This window comes from Streptomyces sp. NPDC046821 (assembly GCF_040645335.1).
Lineage (GTDB): Bacteria > Actinomycetota > Actinomycetes > Streptomycetales > Streptomycetaceae > Streptomyces.
This window is the reverse complement of the sequence record NZ_JBEYYB010000010.1, coordinates 243290-263221: the sequence shown is the minus strand read 5'-3', so window position 1 is coordinate 263221 and position 19932 is coordinate 243290. Positions and strand designations below refer to the sequence as shown.

Sequence of the window (19932 nt, the reverse complement as noted above, 5' to 3'; positions counted from 1 at the left end):
TGTGGCGGAGGCGGAGGGATTTGAACCCTCGATGGGCTTTAAGGCCCAAACCGCATTAGCAGTGCGGCGCCATAGACCGGACTAGGCGACGCCTCCAGCACGACCTCCCGCGCGAGCGCGAGTGGTGCGTCCAGATGATGACACAGCAGCGGGCCGCGTCACCAATCGGCCCCCACGGTACTAGCAGGCCAGGCCCGAGAGCAAAGCCCTTCCGACCCTCCTCGTGTTCCGGAGATGTTCGCGGGCGTTCCCGGGGCCACCGCAACATCGCGGGCCGCCCGGCGTTAGACGAGGCGGGCCAAGGAGCCGTACGTACGGCTCCCGCGGTCCGAGCGTCGTTCCCGGCAGTCACCGACCCGTTTGCGGAATCACCCGTCGGTGTCTCCCGTCATCCGTCTGCCCCGAGGAGCCCCCCATGTTGTTGCGCCGTCTCGCCGTCACCGCCGCCACCTCGGCCGCCGCCCTCTCCTTCGTCCCCGCCGCTCACGCCGACACCGGGCCGCTCGGCCTGCCCCTCCTGTTCGGCAAACCCGCCGCGCAGGACCACCTCCAGATCGCCGTCAGCGGCGCGGGGGACGGGCGGGACGGGACGTACGAGCTGGAGTGCGGGCCCGTGGGCGGAAACCATCCGCAGCCCGGCGACGCCTGCGACCGCCTCGATCAGATGTCCGCCTCCGGCCAGGACCCGTTCGCCCCGGTTCCGGCGGACGCGCAGTGCACGATGCAGTACGGCGGCTCCGCGACCGCTCGCATCACCGGCACCTGGCACGGCCGGCCCGTGGACGCGACGTACAAGAGGACCGACGGGTGCGAGATCTCGCGTTGGCAGGGGCTCGTTCCTGTCCTGCCCGCGACCGGGGCGTGAACAGTACGGGGCGGCCCGGTGGGGTTTCCCGGGTGCCCGGGCACGTCGTGACCGGGCATATGCCCCCACAAGCCCCACGATCTCCCCGCACCGGAGAGGAACGCCTCCACCTGTCTTCATTTCAAGGTCACATCTTCCGCGTGCGACCTCCCTCTCATCCGGCGTCGCGACCGCAACCTCTGCCCGTAGACTCCTTCCCGTGACATGCCGCGAGCCACGTAGCAAAATGGCCCGCGCTGTCGGCAAGGTGCGGTAACCAGGGAGGAAGCGTCTCGTGAGCAGCAGGCCATCCCGAGGCGCTGCTCGCCTCGCAGCCATATTGGACGCGCTCCCGGACGCGTTGGTGCTCGTCAACGCCAACGGGACCGTGGTCAACGCGAACACCATCGCCCTGGAGGCGCTCGAGGCCCCGGGCACCGCGCTCGTGGGGCGCGGACTGCTCGATCTGCTGCCGCAGTTCGACTCTCAGCTCATCCCCGGCTCCATGCGCCGGCCCGACACCACGGACGAGCGCGGGCGCACCAAGCCGACCCGGATGATGGCCCGCCGCACCGACGGCAGCGAGTTCCCCGTCGAGGTCACGAGCGCCAGCCTCGCCGACGGCCGCACCGCCGTCGACGGTTACGGCAACAACAACTCGTACGGGATGTACGGCGCCGCCTCCGAGCTGCTGATGCTCGTCGTGCGCGACCTGTCGGGGACCATCGACACCGAGGCCGAACTGGCCCGTTCGCAGCGCCAGACCGAGATGATCCTGCGCGCCGCCGCCGAGGGCGTCGTCGGCACCGACACCGACGGGCGCATCGTCCTCGTCAACCCGGCCGCCGCGCAGATACTCGGCTTCCGCGCCAGCGACCTGGGTGGCCAGGAGCTCCACAAGCTCTTCCTCCACTCGCGCGCGGACGGCGATCCGTTCCCGTACGACGAGTCCCCGCTCGCCGACACCCTGCGCTCCGGGCGCAAGCACCGGGTGCGGGGGCAGGTCCTGTGGTCGAAGAGCGGCGACAAGGTGCCCGTCGACATGACGACGGCGCCCGTGCGTGACGGTGACCAACTGGTCGGCGCGGTGATGACGTTCACCGACCGGCGGCCCTACGACGAGCTCGTCGACGCGCACGCGGAGGAGATCGAGCGCCGCGACGCGGAGGCGGCCCGTCTCGCCGAGGAGCACGCCGAGACGCTCTCGCGTACGACCGAGGAGCACACGGAGACCCTCGAGCGGACCGTCAAGGAGCACACGGAGACGCTCGAAAGCACGGTCAAGGAGCACACCGAGAAGTTCACGCGGACCGTCGAGGAACACGAGGCCGAGACCACGCGGGTCGCCGAGGAGCACGCCGCCGAGCTCGCCAGGATCACCGAGCAGCACGCCGAGGAACTCTCCACGGAGAAGGACCGGATCGCCGCTCTCGCCGAGCGCGAGAAGGACCGTTACGAGGCGCTCGCCGCCCGGTACGAGCAGCTGCTCGCCGTCCTCGGCCAGTCGCTGCGCGGCCCGCTCGACGAGCTGCGCCACCAGCTCACCAGCCTCGCCGCGGACGACGCGGGCCAGCTGTGGCCCGAGGCGAACCAGATCCTGCACCACCTCGCCGCCGGCTACACCCGCATGACGACGCTCGTCGACAACGTGCTCGGGTACCAGCTCCTCGACTCCGGCGACGCTCGGCTGACCCGTTCGAAGGTCATGCTCGACGCCGTCGTCGCCGCGGGTGTCGAGGGGGCCGTCGAGCTGATCGGGCCCGGCCGCGCGCAGTTCGCCGTGCATGCGCCGCCCATCGAGGCCGAGGTCGACGCCGAGCGTCTGGCCACCGCCCTCGCCCACCTCATCGCGGACGTCGCCGGAATCGACGCCACCGGCAACGCGCGCGTGGGCGTCGTGCCCACGGTCGGCGCCGGCGGTTACGTGGACTCGACCGTCGTCGTGGCAGCGGCGCTGCGCGGCGAGAGCGTCCGCATCGAGGTACGCGGGCCCTACACGGGCGGCGACCCGGTGCACGAGCCCATCGTGCGCGGCATCGTGCGCGCGCACGGCGGTGTGCTGCAGACGCATTCCCTGCCGGGGATGAACGGCAGCGCGTATGTCCTTGATCTGCCGATCGGGGAGGGAGCGGGGGTCGTTTCGGCCGCCGATCCGTCCGGTGCGGCCGGGGCTCTTGGTACGGCTGGTGGTCCGGGTGCGGCTGTTGTTCCCGGTGCCGCAGGTGGGCCTGGTACGGCTGGTGTTCCGGGTGCCACCGGTACTCCTGGTACGGCTGTCGAGGTGGCTTCGTCGGCGGCTCCGGCGGGGGCGGCCGAGACCGGCTCCGCCCAGTTGCCCGAGCAGGCGTCCGCCACGCGCGGCGGACGGCGGCGGGCCCGGCGCGCTTCGGGCCCTTCCGTGGACTCGTTCCTGGAGAGCGGCGTCTCGGGTGCGGGTGCGGAGGCTGCGGCCTCGGACTCGGCGCCGGGTGACGGTGACCAGACGGACGCCGGTACGGCCGCGGCTCCTACGGGACGGCGTCGGCGGCGGGCCGAGGTTGCTCCGGCCGAGCCCGCTCCGGCGGAGGCGGACTCCGGGTCCGGGGGGACGGAGGGTTCGTCTCAGGGGAGTGCGTCGGGGAGTACGCCGCGGGGTGCGCAGGCGCAGTTGCCGGCGCAGGCAACGGGGACTCCGGCTGCCGGGACTCCTGCGGATGCGGGGGGCTCGGGTACTTCGGGCGACCCGGACTCCGGTGCCGGTGCCGGTTCTCTGACGGGTACGGCTACGGGTACGGGGCGCCGGCGCGCTCGGCCGAACCCTGCGGAGGCTGCGCTTCCTGCGGTGGCCGGTCCGGGGGCCGATGCCGGTGCGGTTGCGGTCGCCGGTCCCTCCGAAGGTTCCGTCGTGACCGCCGCCGAGCACGCCGCCGGGTCTCCCGCCCTGGGCCAGACCGTGCCGCCGCAGGGTATGCCGGTCGAGGCCGGCTCGGGCCGACGTGCACGCCGTAACTCCGAGCAGGCCGCGCTGCCCGCGGCCGCTGCGCTTCCGGCGGGCGGATCCGCGGGTGCGGACGCTTCCGCCGGTGGCGACAGTGGTGGGGGCGCCTCCGCTCCCGTAGCCACTCCTGCCGGTTCCTCCGACGCGCCGCAGGCCGGAACGAACGCCCCCACGGGCCGTCGTCGCCGTGCCCTCGCGATGGCCGCGGAGCGGGAAGCCGAGCAGGCAAGCGCCCCGCGCACCGTGTTCGCCCTGCCGCCGGCGGAGGCCGACCGGACGACACCCGAGCCGACCACGGACACGGCACCGGATACGGACACGGGTGCCGACGCGGACGCAGGTGCCGACGCAAGCACGGCTACGGCCACGGCTGCCGCCGCCCCTGCCGCCGCGCCCAAGACCACCGAACCCGAGCAGCACGACGCCGTTCCGGCGCACCCCGCCGACGACCACACCCCTCCGCAGCCGCACCCCGTTCAGCCCGCTCCGGCTGCCCGCTCCGCGCTGCCGCCCGAGAACCGTGCCCTGCCCCGCGCCGCCCAGCCCCTCCCCGCCGAGTCCGGTTCCGGGTCCGCCGACCCCAACTCGACCCAGGGCCGCGCCATAAGCGTGCGAACGCTGGGCCAGGGCGTTCCGTTCGGCCGTCAGATCGCCGAGCAGCAGCGCGCGGCCCGGCCCCAGCCGCCGGCCCCCGGCACGGCGCAGCCGCTGCCCGGCTCCGCCCCCGCGCTCCCGAGCGCGCAGCCGAACCAGCAGGCAGCGGCACATCCGAAGCCGTCGGCGAGCGCCCCGGCCGGCGAGCCGGCGAGGCCGCAGCCCGGCGCTCAGCCCAGCGCCCAGCCCGGCGCCCAGCCCGCCCAGCCGATGCCTCAGCCCTCGAGCACCCCCTCGGCTCCGCTCCCCGCGCAGTCGACCGGCGGCACCCCGTCGCTCCAGGTCCCCCTGCCCCCGCAGGTCCCGCAGCCCCCGGCCGCGCCCCAGGAGCAGTCGCAGGGCGGCACCCTCGGCGGCTCCGGTCGCCGCCGCAAGCTCTCCACCCCGCCGGACCCCGCGGCAGGCCGCCCGGAGAGCGGGTCCCGCCCGAACTCCCCGACCGCCTCGCAGCCGCAGCCGTCCAAGCCGCTGCCGTCCCCGGCCCTCCCGCCGGCGACGCCGCAGGCAGGCCAGCCCCAGGCCGGACAGCCGCTGCCCGCCCAGTCCGCGTCGGCCCCGGCCCAGCCCGGTCAGCCGCAGCCGGGTCACCCGCAGTCCCTGCTGTCCCCGTCCTCCGAAGGCCGCGGACGCTCGTACGCGATCGGTGCCCCCGACGAGAACGCCGACGAAGGTCCCGAGCCGCTCGACGGCCCCGGTGGCGCCGTCGAGGTCGCCGACCGGCCGCAGCCGCAGCCCATGGACGACGAGCTGCCTCCGGAGCCGCTCGACAACCCGCGCCGCCTCCTGGTCTGGCCCGCGCCCGACGCCTCGACGCAGCAGGCCCTGAGCGACCGCGGCTACCGCCCGGTGACCGTGCACTCCCGCGAGGAGGTCGACGCCCAGATCGCGGCCTTCCCCGCCGCGCTCTTCGTCGACCCGCTGACCGGCCCGATCACGCGCACCGCGCTCCAGTCGCTGCGGCAGGCCGCCGTCGCCGCCGAGGTGCCCGTCCTGGTGACGGCCGGGCTCGGACAGGCGACGCGCGAGGCCGCGTACGGCGCCGATCCGGCCATCCTGCTGAAGGCCCTCGCGCCCCGCGACAGCGAGCAGCACCCGCCGCGCGTCCTGCTCATCGAGGAGCGCGAGGAGATCGCGCTCGCGCTGACAGCGACCCTGGAACGGCGCGCGATGCAGGTCGCGCACGCCCGTACCGACGCGGACGCGGTGACGCTGGCCGGACAGATGCGGCCGAACCTCGTGGTGATGGACCTGCTCCAGGTACGTCGTCGGCGGGCCGGGATCGTCGACTGGCTGCGTGCGAACGGCCAGTTGAACCGCACCCCGCTCGTCGTCTACACGGCCGCCGTCGACGACGCCGAGCTGCCGGCCCTGGCTGCGGGCGAGAGCGTCCTGTTCCTGGCCGAACGGTCGACGAGTGCCGAGGTGCAGGGCCGGATCGTTGACCTGCTCGCCAAGATCGGCACCAACTGAGGCTCCCGCCTGAGCGCCCACACCTGAGACACCCGCAACAGACAAACAGGGGCGGCCCGTTCGGGCCGCCCCTGTTTCACGTGAAACCAGACTCAGATCTTCTTGACGTCCAGCTCGCCCTCCGCGTACTGCTTGCGCAGCACCTTCTTGTCGAACTTACCGACGGACGTCTTCGGCACCGCCGGGATCACCGTCCAGCGCTCCGGGAGCTGCCACTTGGCGACCTTCTCGCCGAGGAACGCGCGCAGGGTCTCGAAGTCGGCGCTCGCGCCCTCCTTCAGGACCACGGTGGCCAGCGGGCGCTCGCCCCACTTCTCGTCGGGGACGGCGACGACGGCAGCCTCGGCGACGTCCGGGTGCGACATCAGCGCGTTCTCCAGGTCGACGCTGCTGATCCACTCACCGCCGGACTTGATGACGTCCTTGGCGCGGTCGGTCAGGGTGAGGAAGCCGTCGGAGCTGATCGTTCCGACGTCGCCCGTCTTGAGCCAGCCGTCCTCGCTGAACTTGTCGGCGGGGCGCATCGGTTCGCTGTCGGGACCGGCGTAGTACGCGCCCGCGATCCACGGCCCGCGCACCTCCAGCTCACCGGCCGACTCGCCGTCCCAGGGCAGCAGTTCGCCGCTCGGTCCCACGAGCCGCGCCTCGACGCCCGCCGGGAACCGGCCCTGCGTGAGCCGGTACGTGAACTCCTCGTCGGTGCCGATCGCGGCGGCCGGCGGCCGGGCGATCGTGCCGAGGGGCGACGTCTCCGTCATGCCCCAGGCGTGGCAGACCCGCATACCGAGATCGTCGAAAGCCTTCATGAGGGAGGGCGGACAGGCCGAACCGCCGATGGTGACCTGCCCGAGCGAACTCACGTCACGCGGCTTCGCCGTGAGTTCCGCGAGCAGCCCCTGCCAGATGGTCGGGACGGCCGCCGCGTGCGTGGGCCGCTCGGACTCGATCATCTCGGCGAGCGGCGCGGGCTGGAGGAAGCGGTCCGGCATCAGCATGTTCACGCCGGTCATGAACGTCGCGTGCGGCAGGCCCCACGCGTTCACATGGAACTGCGGCACCACGACGAGCGAGGTGTCCTGGTCGGTCAGACCCATGGACTGCGTCATGTTGACCTGCATGGAGTGCAGGTAGACGGAACGGTGCGAGTAGACGACGCCCTTGGGGTCGCCCGTGGTGCCGGACGTGTAGCAGAGCGCGGCGGCCTGACGCTCGTCGAGCTGCGGCCAGTCGTACGTCACCGGCTTACCGGCGATGAGCTCCTCGTACTCGTGGACCTGGGGGCGCGCTCCGTCGAGGAGCGTGCGGTCGCCGGGCCCGGAGACGACGATGTGCTCGACGCCCGTCAGGGAGGGCAGCAGGGGTGCGAGGAGCGGCAGGAGCGATCCGTTGACGATGATCACTCGGTCGGCGGCGTGGTTGACGATCCAGGTCAGCTGCTCGGCGGGGAGCCGCAGGTTCAGGGTGTGCAGCACGGCGCCCATGGAGGGGATCGCGAAGTAGGCCTCGACGTGCTCCGCGTTGTTCCAGGCGAGGGTCGCGACGCGGTCGTCGTCCACGATGCCCAGGTCGGTGCGGAGGGCGTGGGCGAGCTGGGCGCTGCGGTCGCCGATCTCGGCGAAGCTCCGGCGCTGCGGCTCGCCTTCACCGGTCCAGGTCGTCACCTGGGAGGTGCCGTGGATCGTCGACCCATGGGTCAGGATCCTCGAGATCAGCAGTGGTACGTCCTGCATCGTGCTCAGCACGGCGTCCTCCCGGTGGGCGCTACGGAGCAGTAGGTTTCCGCCGATTCTCGCCGCATACCACTTGGTATGTCACTAGCCCAGGGAATGATCGATCAGCGAGTCTCCCGGTCAGGCCCCTGTCAGCGCCGGTCAGGCTCCCGGCCAGTCCCGGTCAGCCTCTGGCCGGAACCAGCTCAGGGTCCTCGCGGAGCTTGCCGAGAGCCCGCGACACCGCGCTCTTCACCGTGCCGACGGAGACCCCGAGCACCTCCGCCGTCTGAACCTCGCTCAGATCCTCGTAGTACCGCAGCACGACCATCGCGCGCTGCCGGGCCGGCAGTTTCAGGATCGCGCGCCACATGGCGTCGTGCAGGGCCTGTGTCTCGGCCGGGTCGGCCGCCTCGACGGTCTCCGGCTCGGGCAGCTCGTCGCAGACGAACTCGTCGACCTTCCGCTTACGCCACTGCGACGTACGCGTGTTCACCAGCGCCCGGCGCACATAACCGTCCAGCGCCCGGTGGTCCTCGATCCGGTCCCACGCCACATACGTCTTGGTGAGCGCGGTCTGCAACAGGTCCTCGGCGTCGCACGGGTTCGCGGTCAGCGACCGGGCCGTCCGCAGCAGCACGGGCTGACGCTCCCGCACATACGAGGCGAACGACGGATACGCCTTCTGCGGCGCGTACGGCGTCGGGACGGAAGGGTGAGGCGTAGTCACGGCTCGCGGCGCGCTCCGCGTCGCGGCATCCGATGCGCCGGAGCGGACAGGCGCCAGGGTTGCGGTCATGGCTCCACGCTAGGAGCGTCCCCTACGATCGCGGATCGGCCGGAGGTCCCGAAGCGGTGTCCGCCTCAGGTTGTAGGAGTGGTGGTACCCCCACCTCCTGAAGGTGGAGGACGCGCCACGAACCCCTGGGGTTCATCCCCGATGGCCATCCCCCCGCAACTGTCGTCTCCCGTCGTCCCGGCCGGCCCGGAGCGGGCTCAGCCGATGCGCGCAACCGGCGCGTGCACCAGGTTCCGGTCGATGACGAGCGTGCGCCCGCCGTGCCGCTCCTTCACGTTCCCCGCGTACTGGTGGATCCTGCGCTCCGGAGTCCAGACGGACCTCTGCAGCAGAGGCTCCCGCGCCAGCCGGGGCTGCGTGTGCCAGCGCGCGAACCAGATCACCGACGGCAGATCCTGCACCCCCTCCGACGCCGCTGCCCGCATGTGCTGCACCCCCGAATCGGCACTGCTGTAGAACCCCGGTACGTACCCCTCCTCCCTCACCTGCCGGTCCCAGCCCCGCACGAAGGCGAGCGTGGTCTCGGCGCACTTCTCCTGCTGGTACTTGTACGCCTCCATGTCGAGATAGAGCGGGCTCCCCGGCCGGATACCGAGCGCCTCCGCCCTGCTCACGGCGTCCTGCCCCTCCCGCATCCCCTGCGTCACAGGCTTACTGCCGATGCGATAGGCCTTCTTGGCGCCCGAGGTCACACACGGCGACTGCGAACCGACGTACACCGGCAGGATCCGCCACCCCAGCCGATGCACCTCCCGCGTCCACGTGCGATCGAGCGAAGGCTGGTCCGGACAGGCCCTGCCACGCCCGCCGTAGTACACGCCCACAGCTCCGTACTTCGACGACTGCCACCGCCGCATGGTGTCGAGCGGCGGCGCCGTGCAGGTGTCGAACGCGTAGCCGCGGAACATCCTCGCCCCGGAGAGGGAGGGGAGCAGCGCTTTCGATTCCTCAGAGGCACGGGCCTGCTCAGGTCCGGGCGCCGGCTCGCCGAGTGCGGGGCCCGCGAGGCCGAGGTCGGACAGATCGAGCCCGCCCAGGAGTCCGTCACGGGTTTCCCCGGTCGGATCCGGATCACGACGGACCGGATCGGCCCACGCCGACGCGGAGATGACGCTCAGCGCCGTCAGGAGCATCACGAGCCCGGCGAGGAGCTTGTGGCGGTGCCTGCGGACGGTGCCGCGCGAACGGTGCGAACCCTCCGCGCGACGTGAGCCGTCCATACGGTGCGAGCCGCGGGTGCGGTGCGGGCCGCGCGTACGGCCGGTGCCGTGCAGACGGTGCGTGCGGGACTTACGGCCAGTGCGTTGCATACGCCGAGTGAAGGGGCCGGAGCACGGATCCGGCCCGGGACACACCCCGCGTTCAGCCGTCCGCGCCCAGAATCAGACCCGATGTGGGGACCCCGGTCCCCGCCGTCACCAACGCCGTGGACGCGCCGGCTATCTGATTCACCGCCGTGCCCCGCACCTGTCTCACCGCCTCCGCGATGCCGTTCATCCCGTGCAGATACGCCTCGCCCAACTGCCCGCCGTGCGTGTTCATCGGAAGCCGCCGCTCCGCGACGAAGTCCGCCGCCTCACCCGGTCCGCAGAACCCGAACTCCTCCAACTGCATCAGCACGAACGGCGTGAAGTGGTCGTAGAGGATGCCCACGTCGATCTGGTCCGGCCCGAGCCCGGCCGACCGCCACAACTGCTGTGCCACGACCCCCATTTCGGGGAGCCCCGTCAGATCGTCCCGGTAGAAGCTCGTCATCTGCTCCTGACCACGCCCCGCGCCCTGAGCCGCCGCGGTGATCACGGCGGGCTTCTGCCGCAGGTCGCGGGCCCGCTCGACGCTGGTGACGACGATCGCCTGCCCGCCGTCCGTCTCCTGACAGCAGTCGAGAAGCCGCAACGGCTCCACGATCCACCGCGACGCCGCATGGTCCTCCAGGGTGATCGGCTTCCCGTGGAAGTACGCCGCCGGGTTCGTGGCCGCGTACTCGCGGTCCATGACGGCGACATGCCCGAACGCCTCCGGCCCGAGGCCGTACGTGTGCAGGTACCGCTGCGCGATCATCGCCACCCACGACGCGGGCGTGAGCAGTCCGAACGGCAGGGCCCAGCCCAGCGCCGCCCCCTCCGCCGACGGCTCCCGGTGCTGCACCCCGGAGCCGAATCTCCGCCCGGAGCGCTCGTTGAACGCCCGGTAGCAGACCACCACTTCGGCCACCCCGGTCGCCACGGCGAGCGCGGCCTGCTGAACGGTGGCGCACGCGGCACCGCCGCCGTAGTGAACCCGGGAGAAGAAGGAGAGATCGCCCATCCCCGACGCCTGCGCGACGGTGATCTCCGGACTGGTGTCCATCGTGAACGTGACCAGCCCGTCGACGTCCGAGGGCGACAGCCCCGCGTCGTCGAGCGCGGCCCCCACCGCCTCCACCGCGAGCTTCAGCTCACTGCGCCCGGAGTCCTTGGAGAACTCCGTCGCCCCGATCCCGGCGATGGCCGCCCGCCCGCCGAGACTGTCCTTGGCCCGCACGCTCATGCCTGCCCCCCGGACTTCGGAAGGGTGACCGTCACCGTGCCGGTGACGTGCTTCCCCAGCCCGTTCGCCCCGACAACCCGCACCACCGCCGTGGCACCCCCGCTCCCGTTCCCGGAACCGCTTCCGCCCGCGTCCTCGACCTCGGTGACCGTCCCGGTCAACACCATCGTGTCCCCCGGATAGTTGGGCGCTCCCAGCCGTATCGCGACCTTGCGCAGCACCGCCGTCGGGCCGAAGTGGTCGGTGACATACCGCCCGACCAGCCCGTTCGTCGTCAGGATGTTCATGAAGATGTCGGGGGAGCCCTTCTCCTTGGCCAGCTCCGCGTCGTGGTGCACGTCCTGGTAGTCGCGGGACGCGATGGCCCCGGAGACGATCAGCGTCCGGGTGACCGCGATCTCCAGCGGCGCCAGCTCGTCCCCCACACCGGGCGCCGCCACCTCCACGCCGCCGACTCCCACGCTCACGCCCTCTCCCCCCAAATTCACTTCCGCGCCCACGCCGTCCCCGCCTCCTCCGCGCCGCTGTCCGCACCCGCGGCGATCACCTCACCCAGCTCCGCCAGCAGCTCGCCCCCGCATCCCAGGTAGGCGTCGAGCTGTCTGCCCCACAGGAAGTGCCGGTGCACGGGATGCTCCACGTCGGCACCCATGCCTCCGTGCAGGTGCTGGCCCGCGTGCACGACCCGCCGGCCCCCTTCCGACGCCCACCAGGCCGTGGTCAGCGCGTGACTCTCGTACGGCAGCTTCTCGTCCCGCCGCCAGGCCGCCTCGTAGGAGGTGACACGGATGGCTTCGGTGTCCATATAGGCGTCGGCCGCCCGGAGTTGGACCGCCTGCTTCGCGGCGAGCGGCTTCCCGAACTGCTCGCGCTCGTTCGTGTACTCCACCGCCCGCGCCAGCGACCCCGCGCACACCCCGGCCTGGAGTCCGGCGAACGCCGTCCGAGCCGAGGCCAGCACGTCCTCGTACGCACCGGGCCCGCCCAGTCGCTCGGCCGGCGTCCCGTCCAGGACCAGCCGGCCCGCCGACCAGGGCGCGGTGAGCTCGACGGGTTCGCACCCGGCGTCGGCCGTGCGCACGATCCACAGGCTCCGGTCGGCCGCCGCCACCAGGACCCAGGACGCGTCCCGGAGCCACGGAACCCAGGGCACCACCCCGGTGAGCCGCCCCTGGCCTGCCCCGTCCTCGTCGACCCGCACGCCGGCGCGCCCGGGGAACGCCCCCGTGGCCACCTCCGTCCCGTCCCGCAGCCCCGGCAGCAGCCGCTCCTGCTGTTCGGCGGTCCCATGCCCCGCCACCGCGAGCACTCCGTACACACAGCTCGCGGCGAACGGCACCTGCGCCGTCGTCCTGCCCTGTTCCTCCAGCATCAGCACCAGGCCGAGCAGCCCGGTCTCCTCCACCGCGCCCGGCAGACCGGCCGCGCCCAGTGCCTTCCACAACGCGGTGTCCGTGCCGGTGCCGGCGGCCGCGAGGTGCTCCGGCGTCGACAGGTCACCGAAGATCTGCGCGGCCAGCTCGGCAGCCGCCGCCTGGTCCTGCGTAGGCGTGAAGTCCACGTCAGCCCTCACTTCCGGAAGCCGCGCCGCCGTCGTCCGCCCGGAAGACCGGCAGCTCCAACTCCTCGTCCACCCGCATGAATTCGAGCCGCACCGGCATCCCCGTCCGGACCTTGTCGTACGGCACCCCGACCACATTGCTGATGATCCGGACGCCCTCGGCCAGCTCGATCAGGCCCACCGCGTACGGCGGGTCGAAGGCCGGGAACGGCGGGTGGTGCATCACCACGTACGAGAAGACGGTGCCCTCGCCGCTCGCCTCGACGGTGGTCCACTCCAGCGAGGCGCACGTGCCGCACCCGGGCAGCCAGGGGAAGCGCAGGGTCCCGCACGACGTGCAGCGCTGGATGAGCAGACGATGCTCGCGCACGCCTTCCCAGAAGCCCGCGTTGTCCCTGTTCACCACCGGGCGTGGGCGCCTGGCCGGCGCCTTCTTCTCCTGCTTCGGCCGGGCCGCCGGCGTGTACTTCAGGATGCGGAAGCGATGCGTACCGGCGAGCTCGCCGTCCGCCCGGACGTCCATGCGCGTCGTGACGAAATGCCCCGTGCCCAGCTTCGTCGTCTTGCGCTCGGACACGGACTCGATGACCGCGTCGAACGTGATCGCGTTCCCGGGCCGCAGCGGGCGCAGATACTCCTGCTCGCAGTCGGTCGCGACGACCGAGGTGTACCCCGCGCCGTCGAGCAGGGCGGACAGCTCGTCGTACGCGTCACTGCGCCCCTGGTGGCCGGAGAGCCCGCCCATCGTCCAGGCCTGGAGCATCGTCGGCGGCGCTATCGCCTCCGGCCCCTCGTACGCGGGATTGGTGTCGCCCATCGCCTCGCACCAGTGCCTGATCATCGCCTCGTTGACGAGGTCCTTGCCCACGCCTGCGGTGGCCGCCGGAAGCCCTTCGAAGGCCTTCAGCGCCTCGTACGTCACGTCGCCCGCCCCCTCACCCGTCACGCCGCCCTCCGTCTCACCGCGCGCACCCGGCGACGCGCCTGTGCCCGTCACCCCGGTCACCGCCGTCCCCTCCGCATCCCGAGACGCATCGTCGCCACGATCTCCCGCTGCACCTCGCTCACCCCGCCCCCGAACGTGTTGATCTGCGCCGCCCTGTTCATCCGCTCCAGCTCCCCCTCGACCGCACCGCTCCCCGTCCCGGTCCCGAACGCCCCCGGCGACCCCGCCCGCACCAGCGCCGCGTCCCCCGCGATCTCCTGACACATTCGGTACACCTCGACCGCCGATTCGGTTCCCATGAATTTCACGCCGCTCGCATCGCCCGGCGCGAGCCGCCCGGCCCCGACATCGCCCACCAGACGCCAGTTGAGCAGGCGCGTAGCCGCGAGACGGGCGTGCACCTCGGCGAGCCGCGACCGCACCCACGGCAAGTCGATCCGCCGTTCCCCCGTCACCGGATCGGGTGAACTGACCGCTTCGAGCACCGCCGCGTAGAAGTCCTCGGCCTGCATCCCGATCGCGGCGAGCGCGACCCGCTCGTGGTTGAGCTGGTTGGTGATGAGGCCCCAGCCGCCGTTCTCGTCCCCGACGAGGTTCGACGCGGGAACGCGGATCCCGTCGTAATACGTGGCGGTGGTGGTCAGCCCGCCGACCGTCTCGATGGGTGTCCAGGTGAACCCGTCGGCGTCGGTCGGCACGAGGATGATCGAGATGCCCTGGTGCTTGGCGGCCTCGGGGTCCGTGCGGCAGGCCAGCCAGATCCAGTCGGCGTTCTGCGCGTTCGACGTGAAGACCTTCTGCCCGTCGATCAGCCACTCGTCGCCCTCGCGGACGGCCCGCGTCCGCAGCGAGGCGAGGTCGGTGCCCGCCGACGGCTCGCTGTAGCCGATCGCGAAGATCAGCTCGCCCGAGAGGATCCGCGGCAGGAAGTACGCCTTCTGCTCCTCGGTCCCGTACTTCATGAGGGTCGGACCGACGGTGTTCAGGGTCACCATGGAGACCGGTGCGCCCGCGCGGTACGCCTCGTCGAAGAAGACGAACTGCTCGTCGGGCCCGCGGCCCTGCCCGCCGTACTCGACGGGCCAGCCGAGGCCGAGGAGACCGTCGGCTCCGATGCGGCGCAGCAGGTTCCGCTGGGCCTCCGTGTCGTCGTGGGCCGGCGGCCCGTCCGGCATCAGTTTCCGGAAGTAAGCGCGCAGTTCGGCACGGAGCTCATGCTGACGCGCGGTAGGGGCGAGGTGCACGGCGGCGGCCCTCCCGGACCTCGTACGAACAAGGGTTTCTGACTGTCCGTCAGATTCGGTGCGGGTGTCAAGAGAGCGGATGCCAAATGATCAGCGCGCACCCGGGAGGGCACCGGAACGCGAAAACGCCTGTGCGGCGATGCCGAAGCACCGCCGCGCAGACGTCACCCACCCCTTGGCGCGGCCCCGACCGACAGGAGCCGGCGAGTCACCACCAGAGCGGGGAGAAGTTCACCGCGACGTTCTCGTTCGACTGGTGGATCGCCGTGAACGCGGAGCCGTTCACCTGGGCGGTGTTGTTCTGGTTCGAGGCGCCGGAGCCCACCGCCTGCTGCTGCGAGGTGGACGAGTTGCCGTGGTTGTTGCCGCCGACACCGCTGCCGGTCACGGTCGCCACACCCGCGTTCGATCCGTTGTCCGCGAACGACCCGTTGTCGGCCATCGCCACCCCCGAGAAGAGGGCTGCCGCGAGGGGCAGTGCGGCAACGGCGGCGAGGGCGCGGGCGGTACGGATGCGTGCCATGTCATTTCCTCCAGAAACCGTTAACTACGGGTTGCACCAAGGCAGTTGGCCGACCGCCTCGGTCGATGCTCTCGACGTCGCGAGATCAGAGTTGCCCACCGAATCCGCACCGAACCAGGGCGCATGGCGGTATTCCCTCGCAAGCGTGAGGACAAGTCGATAAACCTGCCCCACCTCCACAAAGCCCCAGTTCAGCGCGGAATACGAGCTACCACCGCGGGGCGGCACAGCCACCGCACGGGCTGAAGCGTTTCGGCGCATTTTCGGTGAATCCGCTCCACCCGGGCGCGCCCCTCTGGCATTACTCGAACATTCGTACGAACATGGAGGGCATGGCCACCACCGACCGGCACGCAGTCCCCCCAGCGGCCCTGGCCCTCGCCCACGCTCTCTCCACCGCCGAGCGTGGACTGGCCGTGATCCCGCTCTCCCGCACGAAGCTCCCCGCGCTGCGCTCCCCGCACCGCGACGACCCCGACCCCGCCCCCTGCCACGGCGAATGCGGCCTCCCCGGCCACGGCGTGTACGACGCCACGACCGACCCGGCCCGCATCCGCGCCCTCTTCGCCGCCGCACCCCGCGCCACCGGCTACGGCATCGCGTGCGGCCTGCCCCCGCACCACCTCATCGGCATCGACCTCGACACCAAGTCCGGTACGGACTCCTCGGCCGCCCTGCGCGAACTGGCGCTGCGCCACCTGTTCACCATCCCGGACACCGTCGTCGTGGCCACCCCCAGCGGCGGCCGCCACGTGTGGCTCTCCGGCCCGCCGGACGCCGTGGTCCCCAACTCGGCGGGCCGCCTGGCGCCGGGCATCGACATCCGCGGTGCGGGCGGCTACCTCGTGGGCCCCGGTTCCCGCACGGCACAGGGCGTCTACAGCGCGGTCCCCGGCACCGCGCACCTGCCCGTCGCGCCCTGCCCGCCGGCGCTCCTGCGCCTGCTCACACCCCCGCCACGCGCGCACCATCCGTCCCACGCGCACCCCGGCCAACACGGCCACGGTCTGGTCCAGTTCGTCCTCGCGGCGCACGAGGGCCAGCGCAACACCCGTCTGTTCTGGGCCGCTTGCCGTGCCCACGAGAGCGATCTCGGTGACACGCTCACGGAAGCCCTCGTGGACGCCGCGACCCGCACCGGCCTGACCGAACGCGAGGCCCGCTCGACGATCGCCTCGGCGGGCCGCCTGACACGGCACAACGCGGAGACCCGCCAGGCCTCCCAGGGGCACGCGTAAGGGGCGCCCGCCATTGCGAACGCCCCTTACAGGTACCGACGTGACAGGTACCTACTCACGTGCGGTGGGTGTGGGATTTGAACCCACGGTGACTCGCGCCACGACGGTTTTCAAGACCGTTCCCTTAGGCCGCTCGGGCAACCCACCCTCGCCCCGCCGGAAGAGCCGGAGGAGCGAGGACCAGGGTAGCGGGTTCGGCCCGGGGTTCGGTCAGCTGTCGCCCGTGCGCTGGCCCAGGACCACATCGGCCGTGTGCTCCGAGCCGCCGCGCTCGTACGTGATCTTGACCGTGTCGCCCGGCTTGTGCGTCCAGATCTGGCCGATCAGGGTCGGACCGCTGTCGATCACCGTGCCGTCGAGCTTCGTGATGACGTCGCCGGGCTTCAGACCGGCCTTGTCCGCCGGGCCGTTCGGCGTGACCGCGGCCGAACCGCCCGCGCCCTGCTCGGTGATCTTCGCGCCGTTGCCCTGGTCATCGAGCGCGACCGAGGCACCGATCACCGGATAGACGGGCTTGCCGGTCTTGATGAGCTGCGCGGCGACGTTCTTCGCCTGGTTGATCGGGATCGCGAAGCCCAGGCCGACGGAACCCGACTGTCCGGACCCGCCGATACCGCCGCTGCTCCCGGGCTGGATCGCCGAGTTGATGCCGATGACCGCACCCCGCGAATCGAGCAGCGGACCACCCGAGTTGCCCGGGTTGATCGACGCGTCGGTCTGCAGCGCGTTCATGTACGAGGCCTTGCTGCTGCCCGAGCTGTCGCTGGACGCCACCGGACGGTTCTTCGCCGAGACGATGCCCGTGGTCACCGTGTTCGACAGGCCGAAGGGCGCGCCGATCGCGATGGTCGAGTCACCGACGGCGACCTTGTCCGAGTCGCCGAGCTCGAGCGGCTTCAGGTCCGACGGCGCGTTCTTCAGCTTGATGACCGCGACGTCGTAGCCCTGGGCGCGGCCGATCACCTCGGCGTCGTACTTCTTGCCGTTCGAGAACGTGGCCGAAAGCTTTCCCCCGTCGGCGGCGGAGGCCACCACGTGGTTGTTGGTGAGGATGTGGCCCTGGGTGTCGTAGACGAAGCCGCTGCCGGTGCCGCCCTCGCCGTCGCTGCCCTGGGCCTCGATGGTGACCGTGCTCGGCAGCGCGTTCGCCGCGATGCCGGCGACCGAGGCCGGGTCCCGCTTGAGGTCGGACGGGGTGTCCGAGGCGGCGACCGTCGTCGAACCCGTGCCTCCGTTGTCTCCGCGCTCCGCCGCCCAGTAGCCGAGGCCACCGCCGACGCCGCCCGCGATCAGGGCCGCCACGATCACCGCGGCGAGCAGACCGCCGCGTCTGCCGCCCGGCTTGGGCTGCGGCGGCTGGTACGACGCGCCCCAGTTGTGCCCGCCGCCCCCGTCCGCGTACGAGGGAACGGCCGGCGGCGGAGGCGGCCAGCCGCCCGCGGCCGCCGCCGGGTGCGGCCCGCCGGCGCCCGGTGCGGCCCCCGAGGCCGCGCCAGGCGCTTCGTGTGTCCCCGGAGCCGGGGCCGATTCACCCGGCACGCCATCGTCCGGCTGCTCCGGAGAAGGCTGCCCCGGAGAAGGCTGAGCGGAGGCCTCCGGAGGAGGTGCGGAACCAGCAGGTCCGGCGACGGGTGCGGGAGTGGCCGGAGATTCCCCCGGCACGGGAGGTGCGGACGGGGCCGGGGGTACCGAAGTGCCCTCGTTCTCGGTGCTCACAGCTCTTCTCCTCGATCCACGGCTGTACCAGCTGATTCCAACGGCTTCATTGTTTGTATGCGGTCAGCTTTTCCCACGAGACGTCAGGGCACCATAAGGCGTTCCTGTGTGTCCGCTGCCATCCTTTACTCCGGGCGAAACGGACGCATCCGCTGGGCGGCCCGGCGCCTGGCGATGGCACCATGACGCGGTGACCCTCGCACGACAGCAGCAGATCCAGGTCGTCGCCCACCGCGGAGCCTCCGACGAGGCCCCCGAGCACACGCTGGCCGCCTACAGAAGGGCCATCGAGGACGGCGCCGACGCCCTCGAATGCGACATCCGGCTCACGGCGGACGGCCATCTCGTCTGCGTCCACGACCGCCGCGTCAACCGTACTTCGAACGGGCGCGGAGCGGTGTCGGCCCTGGAGCTCGCGGATCTCGCCGCCCTCGACTTCGGCTCCTGGAAGAACAGCGAGGCCGACCGCACCAGCGCGGAGGGCCCCGACTGGGAGGGTGCCACCGGCGAGGACACCAGCGTCCTGACCCTGGAACGCCTGCTCGAACTGGTCGCCGACGCGGGCCGCCGCGTGGAACTCGCCATCGAGACCAAGCACCCCACCCGCTGGGCCGGCCAGGTCGAGGAACGCCTGCTCGCCCTGCTCGGACGATTCGGCCTGGACAACCCCTCCGGAGCCCCCGGCGAACCGTCCCCGGTACGCGTCATGAGCTTCTCGGCCCGCTCCCTGCACCGCGTCCAGGCCGCCGCCCCCACCCTGCCGACGGTCTACCTGATGCAGTTCGTCTCCCCCCGCCACCGCGACGGACGCCTCCCCAAGGGGGTCACGATCGCCGGCCCGGGCATCCGCATCGTGCGCGGCCACCCCGGATACGTCGAGAAGCTCAAGCGCGCGGGCCACCAGGTCCACGTGTGGACGGTCAACGAACCGGAGGACGTCGACCTGTGCGTCCGCCTCGGCGTCGACGCGATCATCACCAATCGCCCCCGCGCGGTTCTCCGCCAACTCGGCAGGGACTAAAACCAGCCACTCTCCTCACGGGGAGTGCTCCGGCGCGTTCGCTCCGTATTCGATCGTCACGAGTGCGTCACTGAGCGTGGATTGGCCGGTTTCCGGTCCAATCCATCGGGGCATTCACACCGTGGCGTGGGGCGAAGGAGGTCTCGGGGGTGGCGTTGGTGGTGGCACAGGAGGTGCCGGCGTCGTCGAGCATGGCCATACCCCATGGCCCTGCGGGCGTGGGCGAAGCAAGACACCGGATGCGTGATCAACTGCGCGTCGGCGGTGTGCCGGAAACGGTCATCGACGATGCCGTACTCATCCTTTCCGAGTTGCTGAGCAACGCCTGCCGGCACGGCAGGCCACTGGGTGGCGCACTGGCCGGGGACGGCGACGTCCGGGCCGCCTGGAGGGTCGACAAGCGCGGCTGTCTCACCGTCGAGGTGACGGACGGTGGTGGTCCGACCCGACCGGTTCCGGCCACGCCCTCGGTCACCGCACACGGCGGCCGCGGGCTCAACATCATCACGGCACTGGCCGACGACTGGGGCGTAAGGGACGACACCCCCGGCGAGGTGACGGTCTGGGTCGTCGTACAGAAGGACGTCCGCTCCGGCACAGACGCCCTTCGGCGCGACGAATTCAGTACGCGCGTGAACTCGCCCTCGGCCGCGTCGCTACGGGGACTCGATTTCGCGGACGCCTTCGACGACTTGGGCTGA

15 protein-coding genes and 2 tRNA genes are annotated in these 19932 nt (G+C 71.8%); 5 read left to right on the top strand and 12 right to left on the bottom strand.

Translation table 11 applies throughout. The features are described from left to right. Positions 1-2 precede the first annotated feature (2 nt). Positions 3-96 (bottom strand) — tRNA-Ser (locus ABZ893_RS22195). Positions 97-418: 322 nt separating this feature from the next. Between ABZ893_RS22195 and ABZ893_RS22190 the strand changes: the two genes are divergently transcribed. Both ABZ893_RS22190 and ABZ893_RS22185 read left to right on the top strand, forming a co-directional pair. Next, positions 419-865, top strand: coding sequence for an SSI family serine proteinase inhibitor (locus ABZ893_RS22190; RefSeq protein ID WP_361406696.1), 447 nt, complete (start codon positions 419-421; stop codon positions 863-865). A gap of 274 nt (positions 866-1139) precedes the next feature. After that, positions 1140-5945, top strand: coding sequence for a PAS domain-containing protein (locus tag ABZ893_RS22185; RefSeq protein WP_361406407.1), 4806 nt, complete (start codon positions 1140-1142; stop codon positions 5943-5945). Between the two features lie 92 nt (positions 5946-6037). On the opposite strand, the gene ABZ893_RS22180 is transcribed toward ABZ893_RS22185, so the two are convergent. The 9 genes from ABZ893_RS22180 to ABZ893_RS22140 form a co-directional block, all read right to left on the bottom strand. Further along, on the bottom strand, positions 6038-7687 hold the full coding sequence (locus ABZ893_RS22180; protein ID WP_361406404.1) for a long-chain fatty acid--CoA ligase: 1650 nt from the start codon (positions 7685-7687) through the stop codon (positions 6038-6040). A 151-nt stretch (positions 7688-7838) separates the two neighbouring features. Beyond that, positions 7839-8453, bottom strand: a complete 615-nt coding sequence (locus ABZ893_RS22175) for a SigE family RNA polymerase sigma factor (protein WP_361406401.1) — start codon at positions 8451-8453, stop codon at positions 7839-7841. Positions 8454-8650: 197 nt separating this feature from the next. Then, positions 8651-9763, bottom strand: a complete 1113-nt coding sequence (locus ABZ893_RS22170; RefSeq protein WP_361406398.1) for a glycoside hydrolase domain-containing protein — start codon at positions 9761-9763, stop codon at positions 8651-8653. A 52-nt stretch (positions 9764-9815) separates the two neighbouring features. Beyond that, positions 9816-10982, bottom strand: a complete 1167-nt coding sequence (locus ABZ893_RS22165) for a lipid-transfer protein (protein ID WP_361406395.1) — start codon at positions 10980-10982, stop codon at positions 9816-9818. Then, positions 10979-11443, bottom strand: a complete 465-nt coding sequence (locus ABZ893_RS22160) for a MaoC family dehydratase (RefSeq protein WP_361406693.1) — start codon at positions 11441-11443, stop codon at positions 10979-10981. Before ABZ893_RS22160 ends, ABZ893_RS22165 begins: the two co-directional genes overlap by 4 nt. Positions 11444-11466: 23 nt before the next feature. Beyond that, positions 11467-12543, bottom strand: a complete 1077-nt coding sequence (locus ABZ893_RS22155; protein WP_361406394.1) for an acyl-CoA dehydrogenase family protein — start codon at positions 12541-12543, stop codon at positions 11467-11469. 1 nt (position 12544) lies between these two features. Next, positions 12545-13489: a bifunctional MaoC family dehydratase N-terminal/OB-fold nucleic acid binding domain-containing protein gene (locus tag ABZ893_RS22150; RefSeq protein ID WP_361406690.1), complete on the bottom strand. Its 945-nt coding sequence runs from the start codon at positions 13487-13489 to the stop codon at positions 12545-12547. 56 nt (positions 13490-13545) lie between these two features. Beyond that, positions 13546-14733: an acyl-CoA dehydrogenase family protein gene (locus tag ABZ893_RS22145; protein ID WP_361406391.1), complete on the bottom strand. Its 1188-nt coding sequence runs from the start codon at positions 14731-14733 to the stop codon at positions 13546-13548. 208 nt (positions 14734-14941) lie between these two features. Next, a complete protein-coding gene (locus ABZ893_RS22140) occupies positions 14942-15256 on the bottom strand; it encodes a hypothetical protein (RefSeq protein ID WP_361406388.1) in 315 nt (104 codons plus the stop codon). A gap of 332 nt (positions 15257-15588) precedes the next feature. Here ABZ893_RS22140 and ABZ893_RS22135 point away from each other — a divergent pair, with 332 nt between their 5' ends. Further along, positions 15589-16494: a bifunctional DNA primase/polymerase gene (locus tag ABZ893_RS22135; RefSeq protein ID WP_361406385.1), complete on the top strand. Its 906-nt coding sequence runs from the start codon at positions 15589-15591 to the stop codon at positions 16492-16494. A 62-nt stretch (positions 16495-16556) separates the two neighbouring features. Here the strand turns inward: ABZ893_RS22135 and ABZ893_RS22130 are convergent. After that, positions 16557-16641 (bottom strand) — tRNA-Ser (locus ABZ893_RS22130). Positions 16642-16704: 63 nt separating this feature from the next. Beyond that, complete coding sequence (locus tag ABZ893_RS22125; protein ID WP_361406382.1) at positions 16705-18210, bottom strand: trypsin-like peptidase domain-containing protein; 1506 nt, start codon at positions 18208-18210, stop codon at positions 16705-16707. 190 nt (positions 18211-18400) lie between these two features. Between ABZ893_RS22125 and ABZ893_RS22120 the strand changes: the two genes are divergently transcribed. Both ABZ893_RS22120 and ABZ893_RS22115 read left to right on the top strand, forming a co-directional pair. Continuing rightward, positions 18401-19231, top strand: coding sequence for a glycerophosphodiester phosphodiesterase (locus ABZ893_RS22120; RefSeq protein ID WP_361406379.1), 831 nt, complete (start codon positions 18401-18403; stop codon positions 19229-19231). An 80-nt stretch (positions 19232-19311) separates the two neighbouring features. After that, positions 19312-19932, top strand: a complete 621-nt coding sequence (locus ABZ893_RS22115) for an ATP-binding protein (RefSeq protein WP_361406687.1) — start codon at positions 19312-19314, stop codon at positions 19930-19932.

What these genes read in the sequence shown, in the direction of transcription:
- ABZ893_RS22140 (WP_361406388.1), bottom strand. Translation starts at nt 15,256, where the DNA reads ATGGCACGCATCCGTACCGCCCGCGCCCTCGCCGCCGTTGCCGCACTG.
- ABZ893_RS22175 (WP_361406401.1), bottom strand. Translation starts at nt 8,453, where the DNA reads ATGACCGCAACCCTGGCGCCTGTCCGCTCCGGCGCATCGGATGCCGCG.
- ABZ893_RS22170 (WP_361406398.1), bottom strand. Translation starts at nt 9,763, where the DNA reads ATGCAACGCACTGGCCGTAAGTCCCGCACGCACCGTCTGCACGGCACC.
- ABZ893_RS22135 (WP_361406385.1), top strand. Translation starts at nt 15,589, where the DNA reads ATGGCCACCACCGACCGGCACGCAGTCCCCCCAGCGGCCCTGGCCCTC.
- ABZ893_RS22165 (WP_361406395.1), bottom strand. Translation starts at nt 10,982, where the DNA reads ATGAGCGTGCGGGCCAAGGACAGTCTCGGCGGGCGGGCGGCCATCGCC.